Below are 19,519 nucleotides of genomic sequence, written 5' to 3'. Positions count from 1 at the left end.
GAGCCGGCTTCACATATTCTTCAGGCCCGGTTCAGACGGCGTTCGCCGGGTCCACGGCGGCGCCCTGCCCCGTACCGGCCGTCGAGCCCACGGCCGCCAGCGCGTCCCACTGGGCCAGCACCTCGGCCTCGGTGGGGACGTCGACGCGGTCCGCCCAGCGCAGCGTTGCCACGATCATGTCGAACAGCAGGACGACAGCCTGGACCGGCTCGGCGTCGACATCGCCGTCGGTCAGGATGGTGAAGGTCAGCAGTCCCCACACCCCGGCCGCGTCCGGGTTGGACACGTAGTACGAGACCCGCCGTGACGGTGCCTTGCGCCCGATCCGGCCGCTGTCCACGACCGAGGCCACCCGCACCGCCGGAGATCCGCCGATCTCCAGATAGGTCCCGTCGGCCCCCGCGTCGGCGAGGAGGGAGGCCAGCAGCTGTTCGGGGTCCTCGGTCTCGTCCTCGCTTTCGAGGACGGTCACCAGCATCGACCCGGGCAACCGGATGCCGCTGAACTCCTGCAGCGGCAGCAGCACCGAGCGGGCGCTCTGCCGTGCGGCCTCGTCGGTCGCCTCGATGAGTTCCTTGCGCAGCATCCGGCGCCACGGACCCACCTTGTCCCGCGGCAGCGACTCGGGCAGGTGATGGCGGATCACGTCCTCGATGACCCTGCGGCGCAGCGTGGTGGTGTCATGGGTGGTGGGAATCTGCACCCAGCCGTCCGGGACCACGAGTTCGAAGTCGATCACGGTTGTCCTCCCTCGGTGGCCGCGACGAAGCCGAGCCGGGCGGGGCCCGAGTCGGAGGGGGGAGCACAGTCGTTGGCTATCTGCTGCATCAACTGCTCCACTCCCGCACTGATCAGGGCCATCAGTCCCATCTCGAAGACCCGCGTGGTCAGCAGCACGTCGGTGCTGACGCTCGGCGCGCCGTCTCTCGGCGGCACGTCGAGACGCATGGCCGAGTCGAGGCGTCCGAACGCCGCGCCCTCCGGGGTCCGCCCCAGGGCGAAGACCTGCACCCCGTCGCCGATCGGGGTCGTCACATAGTCGACCACCGGTGGCCGGGCGTCACTGTCGATGCCGGTGGCGCCCACGATCTCCATGAGGTAGTTCGGATCCTCGGCCCGGGGCCGGCGGAACTCCACGACGACCGGGACCGGCGCCCAGCGGGCGCTGCCCTCCACGAACGCCGCACCCCAGGCCACCCGGGACCACGCGGGCAGTTGCCCCGCACGGTCGAGCAGCCACTGGGCGGCACCCCGCCCCACCATGTCGGAGGAGAACGGGAACTCGATCCCCGCCTCCTTGGGCCAGGCCAGGCGCGCCGCGGCCAGGCCCTCGGACGTCCAGTCCTCGAACAGGGCCACCATGTGCTCGGTCCAGGCCTCGTACTCCTCGTCGTCCGGTCGGACCTTCGGCACCCACTCCCAGCGCCACGGCAGCTGGGTCGGCGCCGGCAGTTCGTCGCTCATCGTCTTCTCCATGGATGACTAGGTGGGGTTGACCGAAGGGATCCAGCCGACCAGCCGCCCGCCGGTGTAGATCAGCCCGCCCATGCCGAACGCCCCGTTCAGGCCGCCCCAGGCGAACCAGAGCGGATTGATCTTGCCGCCGATCGCCGCCATGACGGCCGAGAGGTCGCGGAAGCCGCTCAGGCCGCCGATGACGCCGGCCCAGTCCCCCGCGAACTTCAGCGGATTGCTGAACAACGTCGCCCACATCTCACCGGCCTTCCCGAACTGCATTCCCGCCGACTGCCAGAAGCCGATCTCGGGGGTGACCGCGCCGCCCTTGCCCAGCAGCCAGTTGGTGGCCGGATTGTTGAACCAGTCCGACATGTTGGTCCACCCGGTCGCCGCGTTCTGCGGGATGACGAAGTCGGCCGGGAGGGTCTGGACCGCGGAGACGACGTTCGGTCCGCCCCTCGCCCCGGCGCCCGCCGCCGGTCCCAGCTGGGTGAGTTCGACGGGGGCGCCCGGACCCCAGTGGAGTTGCGGGGGGTTCACCGTCACCGGGCGCGGCCGGCCGGCGAGGGTCCCGAGGGTCTTGGCGGCGCTTCCCAGCCCCTTGCCGATGACCGAGGCGATCGCGCCCAGGCCCGCCAGGCCGAGCCCGACGGCGCCCATGATGACGTCGGCGAGGCTGCCCTTGCCGTCCTTGTAGAGCACGATGTTGGCGACCAGGGTGATGGCCCCGGCGACCACTCCGGCCAGGACCAGGACGTCCACGCCTGGGATCAGGATCGCGAGGACGCCCAGGATCATGCCGATGATGGCGAAGACCTGGCTGATCTTCGCCATGACGGCGTCGAGCTTGTCCTTGAAGGTGTCCGTCAGACCGTCGTCGTACCGTTTGTTGTTGACCGAGTCGCCGAAGCGCTTGCCGGCCACGTTGAGCGCGTCCAGCGCGGAGTTGAGCCGGTTCTTCGCCGCGGACATGTCCGAGTCCGCGTTGGTGGTGGCCTTGGTCTTGTCGGTGCCCTTCTGCTGTTCCGCGGGGGTGATGCTGCCGTCGGAGCTCTTCTGCGGGTCCGGCATGCTCTTCGCCTTGGTCTGGGCGGTGCTGGCGGCTTCGGCGTCCGTCAGCGCACCGGCGGTCTCGCTGAGCCCGCGCTCCAGTTCCGGCTCGTACGTGCCGATCCCGTCGGCGACATCGTGGTAGCGCACGGCGGCCTTGCTGAGGCGGTCCTTGAGGGACCCCACGGTGGACTTCAGTGCTCCGACGTACTGGCCGGCGAGGCTGTCGCTGTTGGTGTCGACGATCATCTGCAGCTTGGCGGTCGCGTCGTCGATGGTGGTGGCGATGTGCTGGTAGCGCTTCTGCGACGCGGCGATCACGTCGGGGTCGGCGTGGACGGGGTCCGAGTCCAGACCCAACGGCGACCAGTCGCCTAGATTCCTGATTGTCATCCGGTTCTCCTCGACGCCCTCGTCATCAGTTCTGGAACGAGCTCAGCAGTTGCTGGTCCCCCTGCGTCCACGCCTCGTCGACCTTGGTCACCTTGTCGCGGAGGGCCTTCATGTCCTTGACCATCGCGTCGCGGTGGTCGGTCCAGTTGTCGGCGAAGTCGCCCATCGACAGGTTGGCGTTGTGCTGGCCCCAGATCCCCTTGTCGTCGTTCTGGAAGTCCAGCGCCCCCTCGAACTGGCCGATCAGCTCGTTGAGATCGCTGACCAGGGTCTGTAGGTCCTTCACTACCAGGTCTGCCATCACTGCTCCCTGTTGTCGTGGGCGGGTCCGCCGGTCTGGGCCGGCGCCGGCTTCCCGATCTGCACCGGCGTCAGGATCTGCGCTGCCATGGGAATCTGTGCTGCCATGGGAATCTGCGTGGTCAGCAGGGTCCCGTCGCCCAGATGCACCAGCGCCGTGCCGGCGGCGACCCGGGCGGCGAGCTGGGACCGGGACAGCCGGACGCCCACCAGGTCGCCGTCGCTCATGTTGGGCGGCGACAGCAGCGCGCCGCGTCGGTTCTTCTTGACTTCCGCCTGCCAGCCGGAGAAGCCCATCGCCACCGAGGCGATGTCCCCGCCGAGGATCACCCCTCGCCTGCTCCCGGCCGCCTTGCGGACGAACGCCTTGAGCCAGTCCCGGCACGGCAGGTCGCGCCAGACCTCGGCGTCGTCGACCAGCAGCACCACCGGACCCTCACCGGGATCCAGCAGCTCGGCGAACTGCGCCTCGGTGGGCGTCTCGCCGGTGATGACGCCGCGTACGCCCGGCCGGCCTTCGAAGCCGCGCAGCGGGGAGTTCATCGGGGCGCCGACGACCAGTTCGGTCCCGCCGCGCAGCAGCGACTCCGCCAGGACGCAGAGTGCCGTGCTGCGCCCGGACCGGGACGGTCCGGCGACCAGGAAGGTCGGCTGATCGCCCAGCAGGTCGGCGCCGACCGGTTCGAGTTCGTCGCCGCCGACCCCCAGCAGCGCCCACATCGGATCCGGGGTCCCGACCATCTCCCACGCCTGGTCGAACGACAGTTGCGTGGGCAGCACCGCGATCCGGTTGGGCCGCGCCGACTTCGGGACCCCCGCCTCCCGCTCGACGAGCCGGGCCGCCAGCGCGTGCACCGCGGCGACCTGCGCCGGGCCCGACGGGTCGGCCGCCACGAGCGCGACCTGGGTCTCGATCGCGCTGACCGCGCGGTAGCCGCGGCCCGGTGGCAGGTTCTCCGGGATCTTCCGCGGGTTCAGCCCGGCCAGGCTGGCGTCGCTGCGGTCGGACAGCCGCAGCACCAGCTTGTCGTCGCACAGCGAACTCATCCTGCCGCTCAGCAGCATGTGGTCACCGGCGATGACCAGGTGCACCCCGGCGCTGCTGCCCTCGCGGTGCAGGATGTGGATCAGGTCGGTGAGCGCCCCGCCGTCGTACTCGCTGAGGGTTCCCATGAACCCCTCCCAGCGGTCCAGCAACAGCACGATATGGGGCAGCCGGGCGGCCTCCTCGCCGGCCGCGCGCTGCTCGGCCACGTCGGCGAAACCGCCCTCACCGAGCAGTCGCTGACGGTTCAGCACCTCGGCGTGCAGGCGTTTGAGCAGCCGGGCGGCCCGGTCGGCCTCCGAGCGCTGCACCACCGCGCCGCAGTGCGGCAGCCTGGTGAGCGGAAGCAGGGCGCCGTTGCCGCAGTCGATCCCGTACAGATGCAGGTCGGCGACGCTGGCCGCGCTGGCCGCGGCGGCGGCGAAGGTCCGCAGCGCGGCGGAGCGCCCGGAGCGCGGGGCGCCGACGATGTGCAGGTGACCGAAGCCGGCCAGGTCGACCGTCACCGGCTCCTGGCGCTGCTGGTTCGGCAGATCCTGCACCGCCCACCAGAACGAGGGATCCCCGCGCGTGCCGCGGACCGGATCGGTCGCCAGCTCGACCACCGGCGACAGCGGCAGCGGCGGCAGCCACGGCCGGCGCTGTGGGGCGATCCCCATCAGGGCGTTGGCCTGCTCGATCGTCGACACCAGGACCGACAGGTCGGTCTCCTCGTTGGTCTCGACGGTGCTGCGGGGGCGCACCGGCGCGGGCTGGCCCAGCTCCAGCCACGAGACCGGGTGCAGGTACGGGGCTACGACCGCGGTCGCCCGGTTGGCCATCGGGCGCCGGCCCCCCACCCGGCCGGTCTGGAACGGGATCAGCGAGCTGTGCCCGAGCCGGGCGTAGGCACGCCCGGGGGTCGCCGCCGAGATGCTCGCGGCTTCCCTGGCGTCGATGACGTCGGTGCTCTCTCCGGGGTCGGTCACGCGCAGGGCGACCCGAAGGTTGGTGTTGGCGCGGATCTCCGCCGAGACCACACCGGACGGGCGCTGCGTCGCCAGGATCAGGTGGATGCCCAGCGAGCGGCCGCGCTGGGCGACGTTCACCAGGCCGGTGACGAAGTCGGGGAGTTCCCGCGCCATGGACGCGAACTCGTCGATGACGATCAGGAGGCGTGGGATCGGCGCCAGTTCGGGCCGGCGGCCGGCGTAGTCGAGGTAGTCCTCCAGGTCCTTCGCGCCCGCGGCCGCGAGCAGATGCTCGCGATGGGTCAGCTCGGCGCTCAGCGAGACCAGGGCCCGTTCCACGAGATGGGTGTCCAGGTCCGTCACCAGGCCGACGGTGTGCGGCAGTTCGACGCAGTCCTTGAACGCGGCGCCGCCCTTGTAGTCCACCAGGACGAAGGTCATGGCGTCCGGGCGGTTGGCCACGGCCAGCGAGGCCACCAGAGTCTGCAGGAACTCCGACTTGCCGGAGCCCGTCGTGCCCGCCACCAGGCCGTGCGGCCCGTGGTTGACCAGGTCGAGGCCGAACGGACCGTCGAGCGAGTACCCGATCACCGCCTTGGTGCTGCGTCCCGAGGAGCGCCAGCGGGCGGTGATCGCGGCCGCGGTCGGTTCCTCCAGGCCGAGGATCTCCAGCAGGCGCGCGGATCCCGGCAGCGCGGCCTCGCCCTGGTTGTCGCTGACATCGCGCAGCGGTGCCAGCCGACGGCCGGTGGCCTCGTACCAGCTGTCCGCCACCTCGTCCACCAGGATGCCGTCGATCTGCGCGGCGCGCTGCTGGCGGAGGGCGGCCGGCCGGCCGGCGCCCCCGACGACGACGGTGGTGCACTCCTCCGGAAGGGTGCGCTCGTCGGCGTCCACGCAGACGCTGTAGACGCCGACCGCGGGTCCCTCCTGCAGGATCGTCACCACTCCGGGCAGCGCCCGCAGCCGTCGGGCGCCGTCCATCACCACGACCACGTCCGGGTCGGCCAGCACGGCCCCGGCGCCGGCGTTGAGCCGGGCCTGCTGGCGGGCCCTGATGAGCTCGATCAGCTCGGCGACCCGGCGTCCCAGCGTCTCGGCGTCGGCGCCCACCAGCGCCAGCGCCTGCTGTCCCAGCATCGGCCGGGTGTGCGGCAGCCAGGCCGCCCACTCCCACAGGGACTCGCCCGCCGGGTCGGTCAGGATGTAGAGCTGCACGTCGCGGGGGCTCTGCAGCACGGCCAGCTGGCCGGCCAGCCAGCGGGCCATCCGCCGCGGCCATTCGTCCCTCCCCGCGATGCCGACGACACCGGTGTGCGCCAGGGAGAAGGCGGCCGGGACGTCCGGCGCCGCCCGGAGGTCCCGGTGGCGCTGGGTGCCGTCGCCCTCCTCCACCGCGATCTCGGTGGGGAGGTCGGCGATGCCCACCCGGACCAGCAGGTGGTCCGGATCGGTGCGGCGGCGTTCCCAGAGCCGGGCCCGCGGACCGGTCGCGATGACGAGCAACTCGGCCGGATCCGGGCTGGCGGCGCGGCGGTCCAGCCGCTCCCGGTCCAGCGCCGTGGCGATCTCGGCTTCGGTGGCGGCGAGTTGGGCCTGGTGTTCGGCCACCTGCCGCCGGTGGCCGAGCCGGCCCTGGCGACGTCCGGTGAACCAGCTGCCGACCATCATGACCGGCGACATCCCCGCCATCATCAGGAACATGGCGTTGTGCGACATCATCGCGATCACACCGCCGAAGACCGCCGGCAGAGCGGCCGCCAGCCAGGGCAACGCGCTCGGGGACGGCGGCTTGGGCTGGGACGGGAGACGGAACGCGGTGCGCTTCACCGGCGGCAGCAGCCGAGGGGGGCGGTTGTAGTCCAGGTACTCACCGTCGGGTGAGGGCTCGACCACGGCATCCGGGCGCAGCAGCGGGTGAGCCTCCAGGAAGGTCTCCCCGACCAGGAGTTGGACCGTCTCCCGCCAGGCGACGTCGCGGTCGGGCAGCGGGGTGCGGTCGAGCAGGGCGGAGGTCGCGACCGCGCGAACGCGCACCGTGGCGTCGAGGGACACCCGGATGACGGCGACCAGCTCCGGCTGGTCACCGGCCACGGTGATGCGGCAGCCGGCACCGGATCCGATGCGGTGCTCGCCCGCGTCGAGATACCAGACCCGCCCGGCACCGACGCCCGCCACGGCCCTGACGGTGACCAGGCCGGTGCGGAATCCCTCGACCGGGCCGGGCCGGTCCAGCCACAGCACGGTGCCGTCGTGGATCCCGCTGCCGGCCAGGGGCTGGGCCAGGTCGAGCGGCTGATCGGCGAGATAGACCCTGGTCACCGCGGTGTCGCCGGAGGGCGGAGCCTGCGAGAGATCGAGGCTGTCCAGCAGGTTCCTGACGACGTCACGGACGGGGGTGGTGGGATCGGCGTCCACGACCACGTCGGCCGACCAGTCCGGGAGCCGGGAAATGGTGATCATCATGGGACTGGTTCCCCACCCCTCGTGAGTCCGTGCGCCCGGGCCCGATGGCACGACCGGTGCGGGGCGCGCACGGTACCGGCTGCCTTGGGGTCGGCTACTTCTGGTTGAGCGAACCGGTGAGCTGGGTGTCCATGTCCTGCATCGCGGACACCGCCTTGTCGAGCCACTGCGACAGCTGGTCGAGGGTTTCCATGGCCTGGTTCGCCGAGTTGACGAACTCGGTGTGCACCTCGTCGAACTTGCCCGACGCCTGGTCGGTGACGAAGCCGGAGGTGGTCAGCGTGTCGACGATGCTCTTGCACTCGGTGAGCTTGGCGTCGATGTCGCTCTTGTTGTTGCGCATCCTGCTCGCGCTGTCCTGCATCTCCTGGTACGTGACGTTCATGTTGGCCATGGGGTGTCCTTTCTGGTGGTGCCGAACGTCCAGTACGCACCGGCACGTTCGGTGTGGACGCTGACGATGCTAGGAACGGGCCCGGTGGCGGTCCAGGGTCCGTTCCGTCGTCGTGGGTCCAGGGGCCCAAGCCCCACCCCGTCTCGGCGTTGACACCTCCCGGGCGGGAGGCGAACGATCGCAGGACACCGAAAACCCGACGCGGCGGTCGACCTGAATCCGGGCTCCCGACGAGGTGGACAGCCGCACGGGGCGGGGTGTACACCAAGGCCGTCCGGCCGCACAGAGTCGAGGAGACAACGGTGACACTGCCGCGCCAACCCGCTGAGGGCGTTCCCCACCGCGGCTCCTGGCTCGCCCGGCTACGCCGGTCGCGCGGTGCCGCGCCGAGGCGGGCCGCCCGTGCCGATCACGGTTCATGGACCGTGGACCGGGTGGTGCGCGCCCTGGCCACCGCCTGTGACAGCGCGAACCGCGGCGTCCCCGCGACGCACGCGATCGTGGTCGGGGCCGACACCGTCTGGTTCCACCTGAGGACCCCTGACGAGCAGCCACCCGCCGGGTGGACCTCCGATGACGACGGCCGGACCTGGCATGCGCAGCTGCGCCGGCTGCAGAGCGCGAGCGTGGCCGAGTCGCTGGAGGAGCCGTACCCGCAGCTGGTCTCGCTCGGCAGCACCGGCAGGGGCTTCGTTCTGCTGAACCTCCGTCAGGCCGGTGGGGTCATCGGCCTGGAGGGCGATGCCCGGCAGGCGCGGGCCCTGGCCCAGGACTGGACCCGGGAGCTTGCCACGAACCCGTGGTCCAGGGGTGTGCGGGTGGTCCGGATCGGGTTCAAACCGGGCGTCGGGGACCCGGAGGCAGCGACCGGGGCGAAGACCCTGGCGGAGGCCGAGGCGGCGCTGGCCGACGAGGGCGGCGGGGTGCTGCTGCTGGCCGGTGCGCCCGGCGGCCGCGACCGCGAACGCGTCACCAGGCTGGCCGACGATCCGGAGGGACGCTGGTCGGTGGTCGTCGTCGGCCGGGTCGAGGATCCGCGGTGGCGGTTCACCATCGACTCCGCCGGGGTCGTGGACACCGGCCTCCTGGACGAGCCCGTGGCACACCGGCTGGATCCCTCCGCGGACGTGCCCGCCCCCGGGGACCCCGATGCCGATCCGGCCGGAGACCCGGACGGCGGTTCCGTCCCCGGAAGCCGTCGGCCCGGGCGGCTGTTCACCCCCGGACGGCTCATCGTCGCGGTCGTGGCCGTCGCCTGCCTGGCGGGCGCCGCGCTGTTCCTCGTCCCCGGCGGGATCTCCTTCTCCTCCACCCCCGCCGCCAAGGCCGCCGGCACCCACGGGGCGACTCCAGGGGCCTCTGCCTCGCCGACGACCACTCCGAGCACGGCCGGCACCGCCGCGTCGAACGGTCCGAACCCGCTGGGCGTCCACCTGGTGAACCACCTCACCGGCAAGTGCCTCAGCGGATCGGCAGGCTCCGACGGCACCCCGCTGATCCTGTACGGGTGCGACGACAACGCGCAGCAGAGGTGGAACGTCGTTTCGGACGGCACGATCCAGACGAACGGCCTCTGCATGGACGCCGCCGGGGGCGGCACCACCGCCGGCACGATCGTCCAGATCGCCCGCTGCAGCGGCAACCCGGCGCAGCAGTTCTCCCTGCGTGCCGACACCCTCTACGCGGCGCACGCCAACATGTGCGTCGACGCGCCGAAGGGCGGCACGGCGATCCGGCTGGCCCCCTGCAACGGCAGCGCGTCCGAGGTCTTCAGGCAGGGCTGAGGCTGGCCCGCTCGGCCCGCTCCAACCCTGGCCGAAGCAGGGGAACAGCTCAGCTGTGGCGGCCCCTCCGGTCGCCAGCGTCCCGCAGAGCAGACCGAGCACGACGGCCAGCCGCGATGCCCGGGACGCACCCGGGATGATCTTCCACATGGGGGTCAGTGGACAGGCGCCGCAACCCGAAGCGGACCGCGGCGCCGACGTATCGTCATTCTTTCCTTCGATAGGACCAACGCCACCGGCCGAACGGACCGGCCCGGACGGTCAGGACCGGGAGCCGCAGAAGGCGTTGCGGGGCAGGTCGTCGCAGGGGTGCGGCATGGTGGGCTGGAGGGTGCGGGCCGCCAGGCTCAGGCCGGTGCGCTGCGGGTAACTGGCGCCGGGGACCGGGCAGGGACCGTAGCCGGCCGAGCAGACGAGTTCGCCGAAGAGGAGTTGGCTGTCGCCGGCACCGGCACCGGCGCACGGGTGGCCGTCCACGGCCGGGCTCTGGATCCCGGCCGGGTCGCTGGTCAGCGGACCACCGGTGTCGCGGTTGGCGCCGAAGCAGTTGTGCGGGGCGGTGCCGGACTCGTTCGCCAGGTCGCCGTTGGTCGGGTTGCCGAAGAAGCCGTTGCCGCTGAGGCTGTTGCCGTCGATCCGGCTGCCGTACGCCAGGAAGAGGCAGACGCCGGGCTGCTGCACGCCGCCCTGGCAGGAACTGACCGGCGGCGGGGTCTCGCTGTCCGGGAAGTCGTGCAGCACGATGCCCCAGCTGCCCTGCCGGACGATGCGGTTGTCGCGCAGCGTGTCGCTGTGGCCGCCGGAGATCTCGATCCCGGCGCCGATCACCGGGGCCAGGCCGGACACCGGCGCGTTCGGATTGTTGTTGTCGTGGATGTAGTTGTCCTCGATGAAGGTGCAGGAACGTGAGGCCTGCCCGGGGCAGCTGCCGTCCTGCGGCGGCGGGGCGTCGTCGTTGTTGAGGGAGTTGGGCGCGATGCCGGTGCGGTTGTTGTCGAACTCGGAGTCCCGGATCGTGTAGCCGCCGGAGTTGGTACCGGAGAAGCCCAGCGCCGAGTTCTGCCCGTGCGCGTCGGACAGGACCAGGTCGCAGAGGTCGCGGCAGGCGCCGACGTAGTAGTCGGAGTCGCCCATGTTGGAGGCGTAGGTGTGGGCGATCTCGGCCGGACCGGTGGCGTTGGAGACAAAGATGCCGTACTGCGCCATCGGCGCACTGGCCACCGCCGAGCCGTAGCCGGAGGTGGCGGTCAGGTATCCGCCGTGATAGCCCTTCAGGCCGATGCTGCCGCTGCCGTCACCACCGTTCCACCAGATCTCGTTGCCGCCGCCGTAGCCGCCGGACAGGTAGTTGCAGACGGTCAGGTTCTCGATCGAGACCCCGTTCGTCTTCGAGACGACCACGCCGCTGCGGCCGGTGGTGTCCTGCAGGGCCGGGGAGCTGGGGCAGGGGTCGGCGGCGCTGCCGTTGCTGCCGTCGATGATCACCCGGTTCCGGTCCAGGCCGCGCAGGTGCAGCCGCGCCGTGGTGATCAGCACGCCCGCCTCGTCGGTGGCCTTCTCGTGGTAGACGCCGGGCCAGACCAGCACCCAGGCGCCCGGCTCGGCGGCGTCCACCGCGGCCTGGACGGTCCGGTACTGGTGCGGAGCCTTCGGACACGGGCTGGTGCTGCCGTTGCAGACCAGCAGCACCTCGGCGTCGCCGCCCCGGCCGTGCCCGGGCGCGGACGCCGAACCAGACCCGGAAGCCGATGCCGCTGCCGACGTCGACGCGGACGCGGGCAGGCCCGCCCCCAGGGACATCCCGACGGCCCCGAGCAGTGCCACCAGGGTGCGCGTCATGCGGAGTCCTCGCATGCAATCCTCCCCCACAAAACATGAGCTGACGTCATGTCAGATCGGCACAGCCTCGGGCTCCGCCGACGGGAAGTCAATCCCCCGCGCACCCGTACCAGGCCACGATCTCGGCCGCCACCTCGGCCAGCGCCGCACGGGCCGCCGGCGGACCGAGGATCTCCAGGTCGACCCCGAACGGGAGCAGGGCGCGCACCGCCGCGAGGGCGCGGAAGCCCACCTCGGCCCGCACCCAGCCGTCGTCCGCGCGCACCGGCGGTCCAGTGAGCTTGGTCCCGTGCATCCGCGCGAACAGGTCCCAGCGGGACTCGCGCACCCGCAGCAGCACCCGGAGCTCGTCCGGCACCCGCTCCACCGTGTCCCGGAGCACCGCCCAGACCTCGGCGAGGCCCTGGCCGGGACGGCGGCGCACCGGCTGATCCTCGGCCGCGGCCGAGGCCTGGACCCGGTCGGCGCGGAACAGCCGGGGCGCGCCGTCGAGGTCGGCCACCAGGTACCAGACCCCCGCCTTGCTCACCAGTCCGTACGGGTCGACGGTGTACCGGGACGGCTCGCTCGCGCCACTGTGACGGTACGTCAGCCGCAGCCGGAGGTCGGTGAACACCGCCCGCTGCAGCTCGCCGAGCTCCACGTCGGCCGGGTCGCCGCCCATCCAGCGGGCCGGATCGACCAGGATCCGCTCGCTGGTACGGGCCGCCGCCGGGCGGTGCGGGGCGGGGAGTGCGGCCATCACCTTGCGCAGCGCCGAGCCGATGGCCGTGCCGAGCCCCAGCGCGTCGTGGATCCCGTCCGCCGCGAGGACGAACAGCGCCTGTGCCTCGTCGCTGGTCAGGCCGGTGACGTCGGTGCAGTAGCCGGCCAGCAAGCGGATGCCGCCGGTACGGCCGCGCTCGGCCCAGACCGGAACGCCGGCCGCGGACAGCGCCTCGACGTCGCGGTAGACGGTCCGGACCGACACTTCCAGCCGCTCGGCGAGTTCGCGGGCGGGGACCTGACCACGGGTCTGGAGCAGCAGCAGGATCGAGAGCAGGCGGTCGGCCCTCACCCGGATGCGGCCCTTGTCGGAGCCTTCATGGGACGAGTCTGGAAAACCTGACAGAGGATGTCCAGTAATACCGGGAAAGTGCTCCTCACCAGGCCCCGCCGGACCACGAACGGGCCACCCGTCCAGCACAGGAGCAGCTCCCATGAACGCCACCATCGCCGCCGACCAGGCTCCAGCCGTCGCCGCGTTCGACCCCCGCCCGCTGTTCCTGCTCGCCCTGGAGCAGTGGGAGCAGGTGGTGACCGGGTACGCTCCGGCCCAGCTGGACCTGCCGACACCGTGCGACGAGTTCGACCTGCGCGCCCTGGTCGGCCACACGGTCGGCGCCGTCCACCGGATCGCCTACATCGGCGAGGGCGGGCGCGGCATGGACCTGCCGGCCGCCGTCGGTGAGATCGACGACGCCGACTGGGTCGGCGCGGTCTCCCGGGCCCGGGCCCGGGCAACGAGCGCCTGGGCCGCGGAGGAGAAGCTGGACCGCGTGGTCGAGGTGCCGTGGGGCACGGTCCCGGGCCGGATCGCGCTGGGCGGCTACCTGATGGAGCTCAGCACCCACACCTGGGACATCGCCCAGGTGGTCGACCCGGCCGCGGAGTTGGACCAGGAGCTGGGCGCGGTGGCGCTGGGCATCGCCCAGCAGGTGCTGCCCGCCGACGGGCGCGGCGGCGACCTCCCCTTCGGCGCGGTCCAGCCCGCGCCGGCCGACGCGGACACCTACACGCGCCTCGCCGCCTGGCTGGGCCGGACGGTCTGACGACGCGTCATCCTGCGGGGCCAGGAGGGTCGGAAGGGCAGGTCAGCCGCGGCCCTCGGCGCGGGTGGGGACGCGCGGGAGCCGGATGCCGAGCTCGCGGCGCAGCGCCGAGCGCGCCGCGAGGTAGCCGGACATGCCGTGCACGGCAGGCCCCGGCGGGGTCGAGGCCGAGCAGAGGTACACGCCCGGCAGCGGGGTCCGGTAGGGGTCGAGGCGGGGCGCGCGGGGGGTCGGGCGCAGGAACGACTGCGTCAGCGACATCGCGCCCGCGCTGATGTCGCCGCCGACGTAGTTCGGGTTGTACTGCTCCAACTGCGGCGCGCTCAGCGACCGCTGGGCCAGCACGGTGTCCCGGAACCCCGGGGCGTGCTCCTCGATGAGCGCGACGATCTCGGCGGCCGCGTCGCCGGGGCTGCCCTGCGGGACGTGGGCGTACGCCCACAGCGGGTACGCCCCGGGGCGTCCGCGGCCGGAGTCGACCGCGACCGGGTCGGCCAGCAGCACGAACGGGCGGTCGGTGCGCATCCCGCGGGCGTTCAGCGTCTCCTGGCCGTAGACCTCCTCGGCGCTCCCGCCGAGGTGGATCGTGCCGGCCCGGCGCAGTGCCGGGTTGGTCCACGGGATCCGTTCGGACAGCAGGAAGTCGGTCTTGGCGGCGGCGGGCCCGTAACGCAGCGAGGCCAGCCCGCGCGCGTACCGGATCGGGAGCCGGGGACCGGCCAGCCGGGAGAACTCGTGCGGGCCGAGGTCGGCGAGCACGATGCCCGCGTCGCCGACCTCGCGCAGGTCCGTGATCCGGGTACCGGTGTGGACGGTGCCGCCGTGCGCGGTCAGGTCGGCGGCGAGGGCCCGGGCGATGGAGCCGCTGCCGCCGCGCGCCACCGGCCAGCCGCCGGCGTGCGCGAGATGGCCCAGCAGCGCCGCGACCCCCGCGCCGGGCAGGCTCGGCAGCGGTCCGACCACGTGCGCGGCGACGCCCGCGAGCAGCGCCGGTGCCTCGTCGCCCCGGAACTGGTGCCGGGCCAGGGCCGTCCCGTGCCGCAGCAGCCGGGTGGCCAGCAGCAGCGGGACCGCGGGGTCGGTGGGCGGGCGGCGCAGGTCCGACAGCAGCAGTTGGACGATCGCGTCGCTGCGCCGCACCAGCGGCTCCATCAGCCGGGTCCAGGCCCGTCCGTCGACCGCCCCGAGGCCCTCGGCGGTGGCACGGAGATCACGCCAGGCCAGGGCGGCACGGCCGTGCGCCAGCGGATGGGCGTAGGAGAGCTCGGGCGTGATCAGGACGACGCCGTGCCGGGCCAGGTCGAACGCCCGGAAGAAGGGGGACGCGGCGGCCAGGGGGTGCACGGCGGAGCAGATGTCGTGCACGATGTCCGGCTCGAACAGCGGGACGCTGCGCAGGCCACCGCCGAGGGTCCCGGCGGCCTCGTAGAGCGTGACCTCGAGCCCGGCCCGGGCCAGGGTGACGGCGGCGGCCAGGCCGTTCGGGCCGGCCCCGATGACCGCTGCACGCTCTGACGTGGACGTCGACTTCACCCCTGCAGCCAACCACACCCGAGCCGCACGGCGAACGCCGCCACCCGGCCGCCCGCGCAGGCGGTGCGGCGACCACAGGGCGGCAAGCGGCGGCCTCCCTGCGGTGGCCCGCACAGTGCGGCCTTGTCGGCCGGCACCGCAGGCTCCGGCCGCGGACCGGGGCCGGCGCCGTAGCCAGGATGGCGGGGCGGCGGGGCGGCGGGGTGGCCGGACCCGGCGGGGTGTCGGGCCCGGGGGCGAGGCCCCGCCGGGTGTGGCGTTACGCGGCGGTGGCGCTGGGCGCCGGGGCGGCCGGCGCGGCGGCGGGGAGGTGGGACGCGACGGCGTGGGAGCGGGCGGTGGGCGGCGTCAGCAGCCTGCGGCCGAGCAGCAGGGCGGTCAGGCCCAGCGCCGAGCCGGCCAGCGGAACCAGGAACCCGCCGGTCGGGCCGTGGCCGTCGATGACCTGGCCCGCGGCGGTGGAGCCCAGCGCCAGGCCGAGGCCGATCGCGCCGGTCAGCCAGGTGAACGCCTCGGTCTTCGCTCCCGCGCCCACCAGCGACTCGACCAGCGTGTACGCGGAGATCAGGGTCGGCGCGATGGCCAGTCCGCAGCAGAGGCCGGCCACGGCCAGCGTGGTCAGCGACGGCATCGCCCACAGCGTGGAGCAGCCGACGACCAGCAGCGCGTAGGAGACGAGCATCCGCTGCTGCGCGGACCGCTTCCAACGGGCCATCCCGTAGACGACGCCCGCGCACATGCTGCCGCAGGCGAACAGCCCGTAGACGACGCCGCTCATCGCGGCATGCCCGGCCGCGTCGGCCGCGGCCGTGATCGAGACCTGCAGCGCGCCGAAGACCGAGCCGACGCCCAGCAGCGAACCGGCCAGCAGCCGGACGCCGGGATTGGTCAGCGCCGAGGCGTGACGGACGTCACCGGCGCCCCGGGCGGGCGGGGCGGTGCGGCGCTGCACGGCGAAGGCGAGCCCGCCGACCACGGTCAGCGCGGCCTCCGCGATCAGCCCGGCCGCGGGAGCGACGGTGGTGCTCAGCGCCGTGGCCAGGACCGGGCCGACGACGAAGGTGAACTCGTCGGTGACCGACTCGAAGGCGAAGGCGGTGGAGAGTGCGGCCGGGCGCCCGCGCAGGGCGTGCACCCAGCGGGCCCGGACCAGCGCGCCGATCTGCGGCACCGAGGCACCGGCGGGGACGGCCGCGGCGAACAGCGTCCAGTCGGGCGCGCCGCCGAGGGCGAGCGCGATCAGTGCGGCGACGGAGACGCCGTGCACCACGATCGTGGGGAACAGCACGGCGCCCTGGCCGTGGCGGTCGGCGAGCCGGCCGGTCTGCGGGCCGATCAGCGCCTGCGCGACCGCGGACACGGCCGCGACGGCACCGGCCAGCCCGTAGGAGCCGGTGGTGTCGACGACCAGCAGGACGATGCTGAGGCTCAGCATGCCGAACGGCAGCCGGGCGGCGAAGGCCGGCGCGAGGAAGGTCCACGCTCCGGGGGTGCGCAGCAGTGCGCCGTATCCGACCCGTTCGTGCGCCGTGGCCTCGGCGGGTTCGGCAGCCGTGACAGCGGGGCGAGCGGGGCGTACGGGTACGGGGGCAGGGGTGGTGCGGGTGGCCTGTGCGGGGCGGGCCATGAAGGTACTGACTTCCTGCTGCCTGGTAGCGCCGGGGCGGGGAGGCCCTGGTACGCCGAGTGTCGTCCTCTGCGCCGCGACCGCCGCGCGGTCGTGCCGACTCTGCATCAGGCAGATGCTTCTTCGTCTCGGTGTGCAACCTTCATTCTAGCGGCTCGGCCCGCCCGTCCCCCACGTGCCCCCGGCGGGACGGCTCAGGAGCCCGCGATCCGCTCGTGGTGGCGGATGACCTCGGCGATGATGAAGTTGAGGAACTTCTCGGCGAAGGCCGGGTCGAGGCGGGCGTTCTCGGCGAGTACGCGGAGCCGCTCGATCTGCTCGCGCTCGCGGTTGGGGTCGGCCGCGGGCAGCTGGTAGCGGGCCTTGAGGCGGCCGACCTCCTGGGTGCACTTGAAGCGCTCGGCGAGCATGTGCACGATCGCCGCGTCGATGTTGTCGATGCTCCCGCGCAGCCGGTCGAGTTCCACGCGGGCGTCGACGTCCGCCCCCGCGGACTCCGCTGCCCCGGCGGACTGGCCTGCCCCGACGGACTCGGCTGCGTGGCTCTCGGTCATGCGGTCCCCCAGGGGTGGAGTGCGGTCCGTCCGGTGATCACGGCGGCACCCCGAGGATACCGATTCGGCGTTTGCCCCAGGATCATGTAATCTCTTCCACGTCAGCACGCGCCGCTAGCTCAGTTGGTTAGAGCAGCTGACTCTTAATCAGCGGGTCCGGGGTTCGAGTCCCTGGCGGCGCACAGCGGATGAGAGTTAGGGCCGTCCCCTCAGGGGGGCGGCCCTTACTCGTGTGCTCGTTCCGCCGCCGCCCGGATGAACCGGGGCGCGGGTCCGGCTCAAGGCTCTGCCCGGATCAGAGGCGCTGGAGCATCCGGGTGATCGCGTCGGAGGCGGTGGCGCGGCCGAAGTGCCAGCCCTGGGCGTGGTCGCAGCCGGTGGCGCGGAGGCGGTCGGCCTGCAGTTCACTCTCGACGCCCTCGGCGGTGACGGTCAGGCCGAGCGCGTGGGCGAGACGCACCAGCGCGGCGACGATCTGCTGGTCGGCGGCCTCCCTGCGGCTCTCACGCCGGGTCTCCAGCGCGGTCGAGGGCTGGTCCGGGTGGAAGCCCTCGACGAAGCCGCTGTCCAGCTTGAGCACGTGGACCGGGAGGCGGCTGAGGTAGGCGAGGTTGGAGTACCCGGTCCCGAAGTCGTCGATGGCGATCCGCACGCCCATGTCGGCGAGCGCGTGCAGGGCCTGCAGGGGGCGTCCGGCCGGGCCCATCACCGCGCTCTCGGTCAGCTCCAGTTGCAGCAGCCGGGCCGGCAGCCGGGTCGTGCCCAGCACCTCGGCGACATCCGCGACCACGTCCGAATCCCAGAACTGACGGGCCGCCATGTTGACGCTGACGAACAGCCCCGCTTCGGGGAACTCCCGCATCCAGGCCCGTCCCTGGGCGCACGCGGTCTCCAGCACCCAGCGGCCCAGCGGGACGATCGCTCCGGTCTCCTCGGCGATGCCGATGAAACGATCCGGCGAGAGAGTGCCGAACTCCGGGTGCTGCCACCGCACCAGGGCCTCCACGCCGCGCGGCACGCCCAGGTCCTCGCCCCTGAGGTCCACCAGCGGCTGGTACTCGACCGTGAACTCGCCGCGCTCCAGCGCCGGAAGCATGGTGGTGGCCAGGAGTTGACGGGTCGTCTGATGTGCGGTCCGTTCCGGGTCGTAGAAGGCCCAGCGGGCCCGGCCGTCGCTCTTGGCCCACCCCAGGGTCGAGTCGGCGTCCTTGACCAGCTCGGTCGGCGTGGTGCCGGGGACCGGCCGTTCCACGACGCCGACACTCGCGGTGGCCACCACCCGCTGCCCGGTCAGGTCGTACGGGGCGGCGAGGACCTCCACCACCTCGGCCGCCAGCGCGGTCAGCTCCTCGGCACCGGCGCTGCGCGGCACCAGCACCGCGAACTCGTCGCCGCCGACCCGGGCCACCAGGTGGCCGCGCGCGGTGAACCGCTGTTCGAGCCGCCGGGCGACGGCTACCAGCAGCTCGTCCCCGACATGGTGGCCCAGGGTGTCGTTGACGGCGGCGAACCCGTCCAGGTCGAGGTAGCACAGGCCGATCCGCTGGTCGCCCTCGGTGAACGCGACGGCCAGCCGCTCGAAGAAGAGCGAACGGTTCGGCAGCCTGGTCAGCGGGTCGTGCATGGCCTGGTAGTGCAGCCGGTCGCCGAGCAGCCGGGCCTCGGAGACGTCCTCCACCATGGCCAGCGTGTACTGCGGATTGCCCGAGCCGTCGCGGATCAGCGACACCGTCACATTGGTCCACACCGCGTGGCCGCAGCGGTGCCGCAGCCGCTTCTCCAGCCGGATCCGGTCCCGGTCGCCGCGCAGCAGCTCCAGGTAGATCCGCCGGGAGTGCTCCTCGACCTCCAGGACCTCGTGGATGTGCAGCCGCTTCAGCTCGGGGACGGTACGGCCGAGCATCTCCGCGAGGGCGGGATTGGCCTCGATGATCAGGTCGTCCGGGTCGACCAGGGCCATGCCGATGCCCGCGTCGGTGAACGCGGCACGGAAACGGGTCTCGCTGGCGCGGAGCGCCTCGATCAACTGGTCCTGGGTCAGCGCGGCCTCACCCGACGACGCCTCACCCAAGGACATCCGGCCCGGTGACGTCTCGGTCAACGGCAGCTCGCCCAGCGGCAGCTCAGCCGGCGGCAGCGGGCCCGGCGGCTCGGCGAGCGCGGTCTCGGCGAGCACGGTCTCGCCCAGCGCGGTTTCGGCCAGCGCGGTTTCGGCCAGCGCGGTTTCGCCCAGCACGGTTTCGCTCAACGGGGACGCGGCCACGGCCTGACCCTCGCTGCTCCCACTGCTGTCGCTGCTCGGGCCTGGCACCGCT

14 protein-coding genes and 1 tRNA gene are annotated in these 19,519 nt (G+C 72.8%); 3 read left to right on the top strand and 12 right to left on the bottom strand.

Annotation, left to right across the window (positions count from 1 at the left end; translation table 11 throughout):
* Positions 1-31 precede the first annotated feature (31 nt).
* The 6 genes from ABH925_RS06740 to ABH925_RS06715 form a co-directional block, all read right to left on the bottom strand.
* The gene (locus ABH925_RS06740; protein ID WP_370146098.1) at positions 32-739 is read right to left on the bottom strand and encodes a hypothetical protein; all 708 of its coding nucleotides are present in this window, start codon (positions 737-739) and stop codon (positions 32-34) included.
* Entirely contained in the window at positions 736-1,464 is a 729-nt protein-coding gene (locus tag ABH925_RS06735) for a hypothetical protein (RefSeq protein ID WP_370146097.1), read from the bottom strand. The genes ABH925_RS06740 and ABH925_RS06735 overlap by 4 nt, the downstream gene beginning before the upstream one ends.
* 18 nt (positions 1,465-1,482) lie before the next feature.
* Complete coding sequence (locus ABH925_RS06730; RefSeq protein WP_370146096.1) at positions 1,483-2,901, bottom strand: hypothetical protein; 1,419 nt, start codon at positions 2,899-2,901, stop codon at positions 1,483-1,485.
* Positions 2,902-2,926: 25 nt separating this feature from the next.
* On the bottom strand, positions 2,927-3,202 hold the full coding sequence (locus ABH925_RS06725) for a hypothetical protein (RefSeq protein WP_370146095.1): 276 nt from the start codon (positions 3,200-3,202) through the stop codon (positions 2,927-2,929).
* Positions 3,202-7,662, bottom strand: a complete 4,461-nt coding sequence (locus ABH925_RS06720; protein WP_370146094.1) for an FtsK/SpoIIIE domain-containing protein — start codon at positions 7,660-7,662, stop codon at positions 3,202-3,204. Before ABH925_RS06720 ends, ABH925_RS06725 begins: the two co-directional genes overlap by 1 nt.
* Before the next feature lie 94 nt (positions 7,663-7,756).
* Entirely contained in the window at positions 7,757-8,056 is a 300-nt protein-coding gene (locus tag ABH925_RS06715) for a WXG100 family type VII secretion target (RefSeq protein WP_370146093.1), read from the bottom strand.
* Positions 8,057-8,490: 434 nt separating this feature from the next.
* Here ABH925_RS06715 and ABH925_RS06710 point away from each other — a divergent pair, with 434 nt between their 5' ends.
* A complete protein-coding gene (locus ABH925_RS06710) occupies positions 8,491-9,840 on the top strand; it encodes a ricin-type beta-trefoil lectin domain protein (protein WP_370146092.1) in 1,350 nt (449 codons plus the stop codon).
* Between the two features lie 261 nt (positions 9,841-10,101).
* Here ABH925_RS06710 and ABH925_RS06705 read toward each other — a convergent pair whose 3' ends face one another.
* On the bottom strand, positions 10,102-11,679 hold the full coding sequence (locus tag ABH925_RS06705) for a hypothetical protein (RefSeq protein ID WP_370146091.1): 1,578 nt from the start codon (positions 11,677-11,679) through the stop codon (positions 10,102-10,104).
* 88 nt (positions 11,680-11,767) lie between these two features.
* On the bottom strand, positions 11,768-12,736 hold the full coding sequence (locus tag ABH925_RS06700) for a helix-turn-helix transcriptional regulator (RefSeq protein WP_370146090.1): 969 nt from the start codon (positions 12,734-12,736) through the stop codon (positions 11,768-11,770).
* 142 nt (positions 12,737-12,878) lie between these two features.
* Between ABH925_RS06700 and ABH925_RS06695 the strand changes: the two genes are divergently transcribed.
* The gene (locus ABH925_RS06695) at positions 12,879-13,490 is read left to right on the top strand and encodes a TIGR03086 family metal-binding protein (protein WP_370146089.1); all 612 of its coding nucleotides are present in this window, start codon (positions 12,879-12,881) and stop codon (positions 13,488-13,490) included.
* A 42-nt stretch (positions 13,491-13,532) separates the two neighbouring features.
* Here the strand turns inward: ABH925_RS06695 and ABH925_RS06690 are convergent, their stop codons facing one another.
* From ABH925_RS06690 to ABH925_RS06680, 3 genes are all read right to left on the bottom strand, one after another.
* Positions 13,533-15,023: a phytoene desaturase family protein gene (locus tag ABH925_RS06690; RefSeq protein ID WP_370146088.1), complete on the bottom strand. Its 1,491-nt coding sequence runs from the start codon at positions 15,021-15,023 to the stop codon at positions 13,533-13,535.
* A gap of 259 nt (positions 15,024-15,282) precedes the next feature.
* Positions 15,283-16,650: an MFS transporter gene (locus tag ABH925_RS06685; RefSeq protein ID WP_370146087.1), complete on the bottom strand. Its 1,368-nt coding sequence runs from the start codon at positions 16,648-16,650 to the stop codon at positions 15,283-15,285.
* 194 nt (positions 16,651-16,844) lie between these two features.
* The gene (locus tag ABH925_RS06680; RefSeq protein WP_370146086.1) at positions 16,845-17,204 is read right to left on the bottom strand and encodes a chorismate mutase; all 360 of its coding nucleotides are present in this window, start codon (positions 17,202-17,204) and stop codon (positions 16,845-16,847) included.
* A gap of 108 nt (positions 17,205-17,312) precedes the next feature.
* Between ABH925_RS06680 and ABH925_RS06675 the strand changes: the two genes are divergently transcribed.
* Positions 17,313-17,386, top strand: a tRNA-Lys gene (locus tag ABH925_RS06675).
* 113 nt (positions 17,387-17,499) lie between these two features.
* Here the strand turns inward: ABH925_RS06675 and ABH925_RS06670 are convergent.
* The gene (locus ABH925_RS06670; protein WP_370146366.1) at positions 17,500-19,281 is read right to left on the bottom strand and encodes a putative bifunctional diguanylate cyclase/phosphodiesterase; all 1,782 of its coding nucleotides are present in this window, start codon (positions 19,279-19,281) and stop codon (positions 17,500-17,502) included.
* Positions 19,282-19,519 lie beyond the last annotated feature (238 nt).

Source organism: Streptacidiphilus sp. EB129 (assembly GCF_041262645.1).
Taxonomy (GTDB): Bacteria; Actinomycetota; Actinomycetes; order Streptomycetales; family Streptomycetaceae; genus Streptacidiphilus.
The sequence above is the reverse complement of the archived record's forward strand: the minus strand, read 5'-3'. Positions and strand labels throughout refer to the sequence as shown.

Bases quoted from the DNA above. Each gene is read 5' to 3' on its own strand.
- ABH925_RS06735 (WP_370146097.1), bottom strand. From the start codon at position 1,464: ATGAGCGACGAACTGCCGGCGCCGACCCAGCTGCCGTGGCGCTGGGAG.
- ABH925_RS06730 (WP_370146096.1), bottom strand. From the start codon at position 2,901: ATGACAATCAGGAATCTAGGCGACTGGTCGCCGTTGGGTCTGGACTCG.
- ABH925_RS06725 (WP_370146095.1), bottom strand. From the start codon at position 3,202: ATGGCAGACCTGGTAGTGAAGGACCTACAGACCCTGGTCAGCGATCTC.
- ABH925_RS06720 (WP_370146094.1), bottom strand. From the start codon at position 7,662: ATGATGATCACCATTTCCCGGCTCCCGGACTGGTCGGCCGACGTGGTC.
- ABH925_RS06715 (WP_370146093.1), bottom strand. From the start codon at position 8,056: ATGGCCAACATGAACGTCACGTACCAGGAGATGCAGGACAGCGCGAGC.
- ABH925_RS06705 (WP_370146091.1), bottom strand. From the start codon at position 11,679: ATGACGCGCACCCTGGTGGCACTGCTCGGGGCCGTCGGGATGTCCCTG.
- ABH925_RS06695 (WP_370146089.1), top strand. From the start codon at position 12,879: ATGAACGCCACCATCGCCGCCGACCAGGCTCCAGCCGTCGCCGCGTTC.
- ABH925_RS06685 (WP_370146087.1), bottom strand. From the start codon at position 16,650: ATGGCCCGCCCCGCACAGGCCACCCGCACCACCCCTGCCCCCGTACCC.
- ABH925_RS06680 (WP_370146086.1), bottom strand. From the start codon at position 17,204: ATGACCGAGAGCCACGCAGCCGAGTCCGTCGGGGCAGGCCAGTCCGCC.
- ABH925_RS06670 (WP_370146366.1), bottom strand. From the start codon at position 19,281: ATGTCCTTGGGTGAGGCGTCGTCGGGTGAGGCCGCGCTGACCCAGGAC.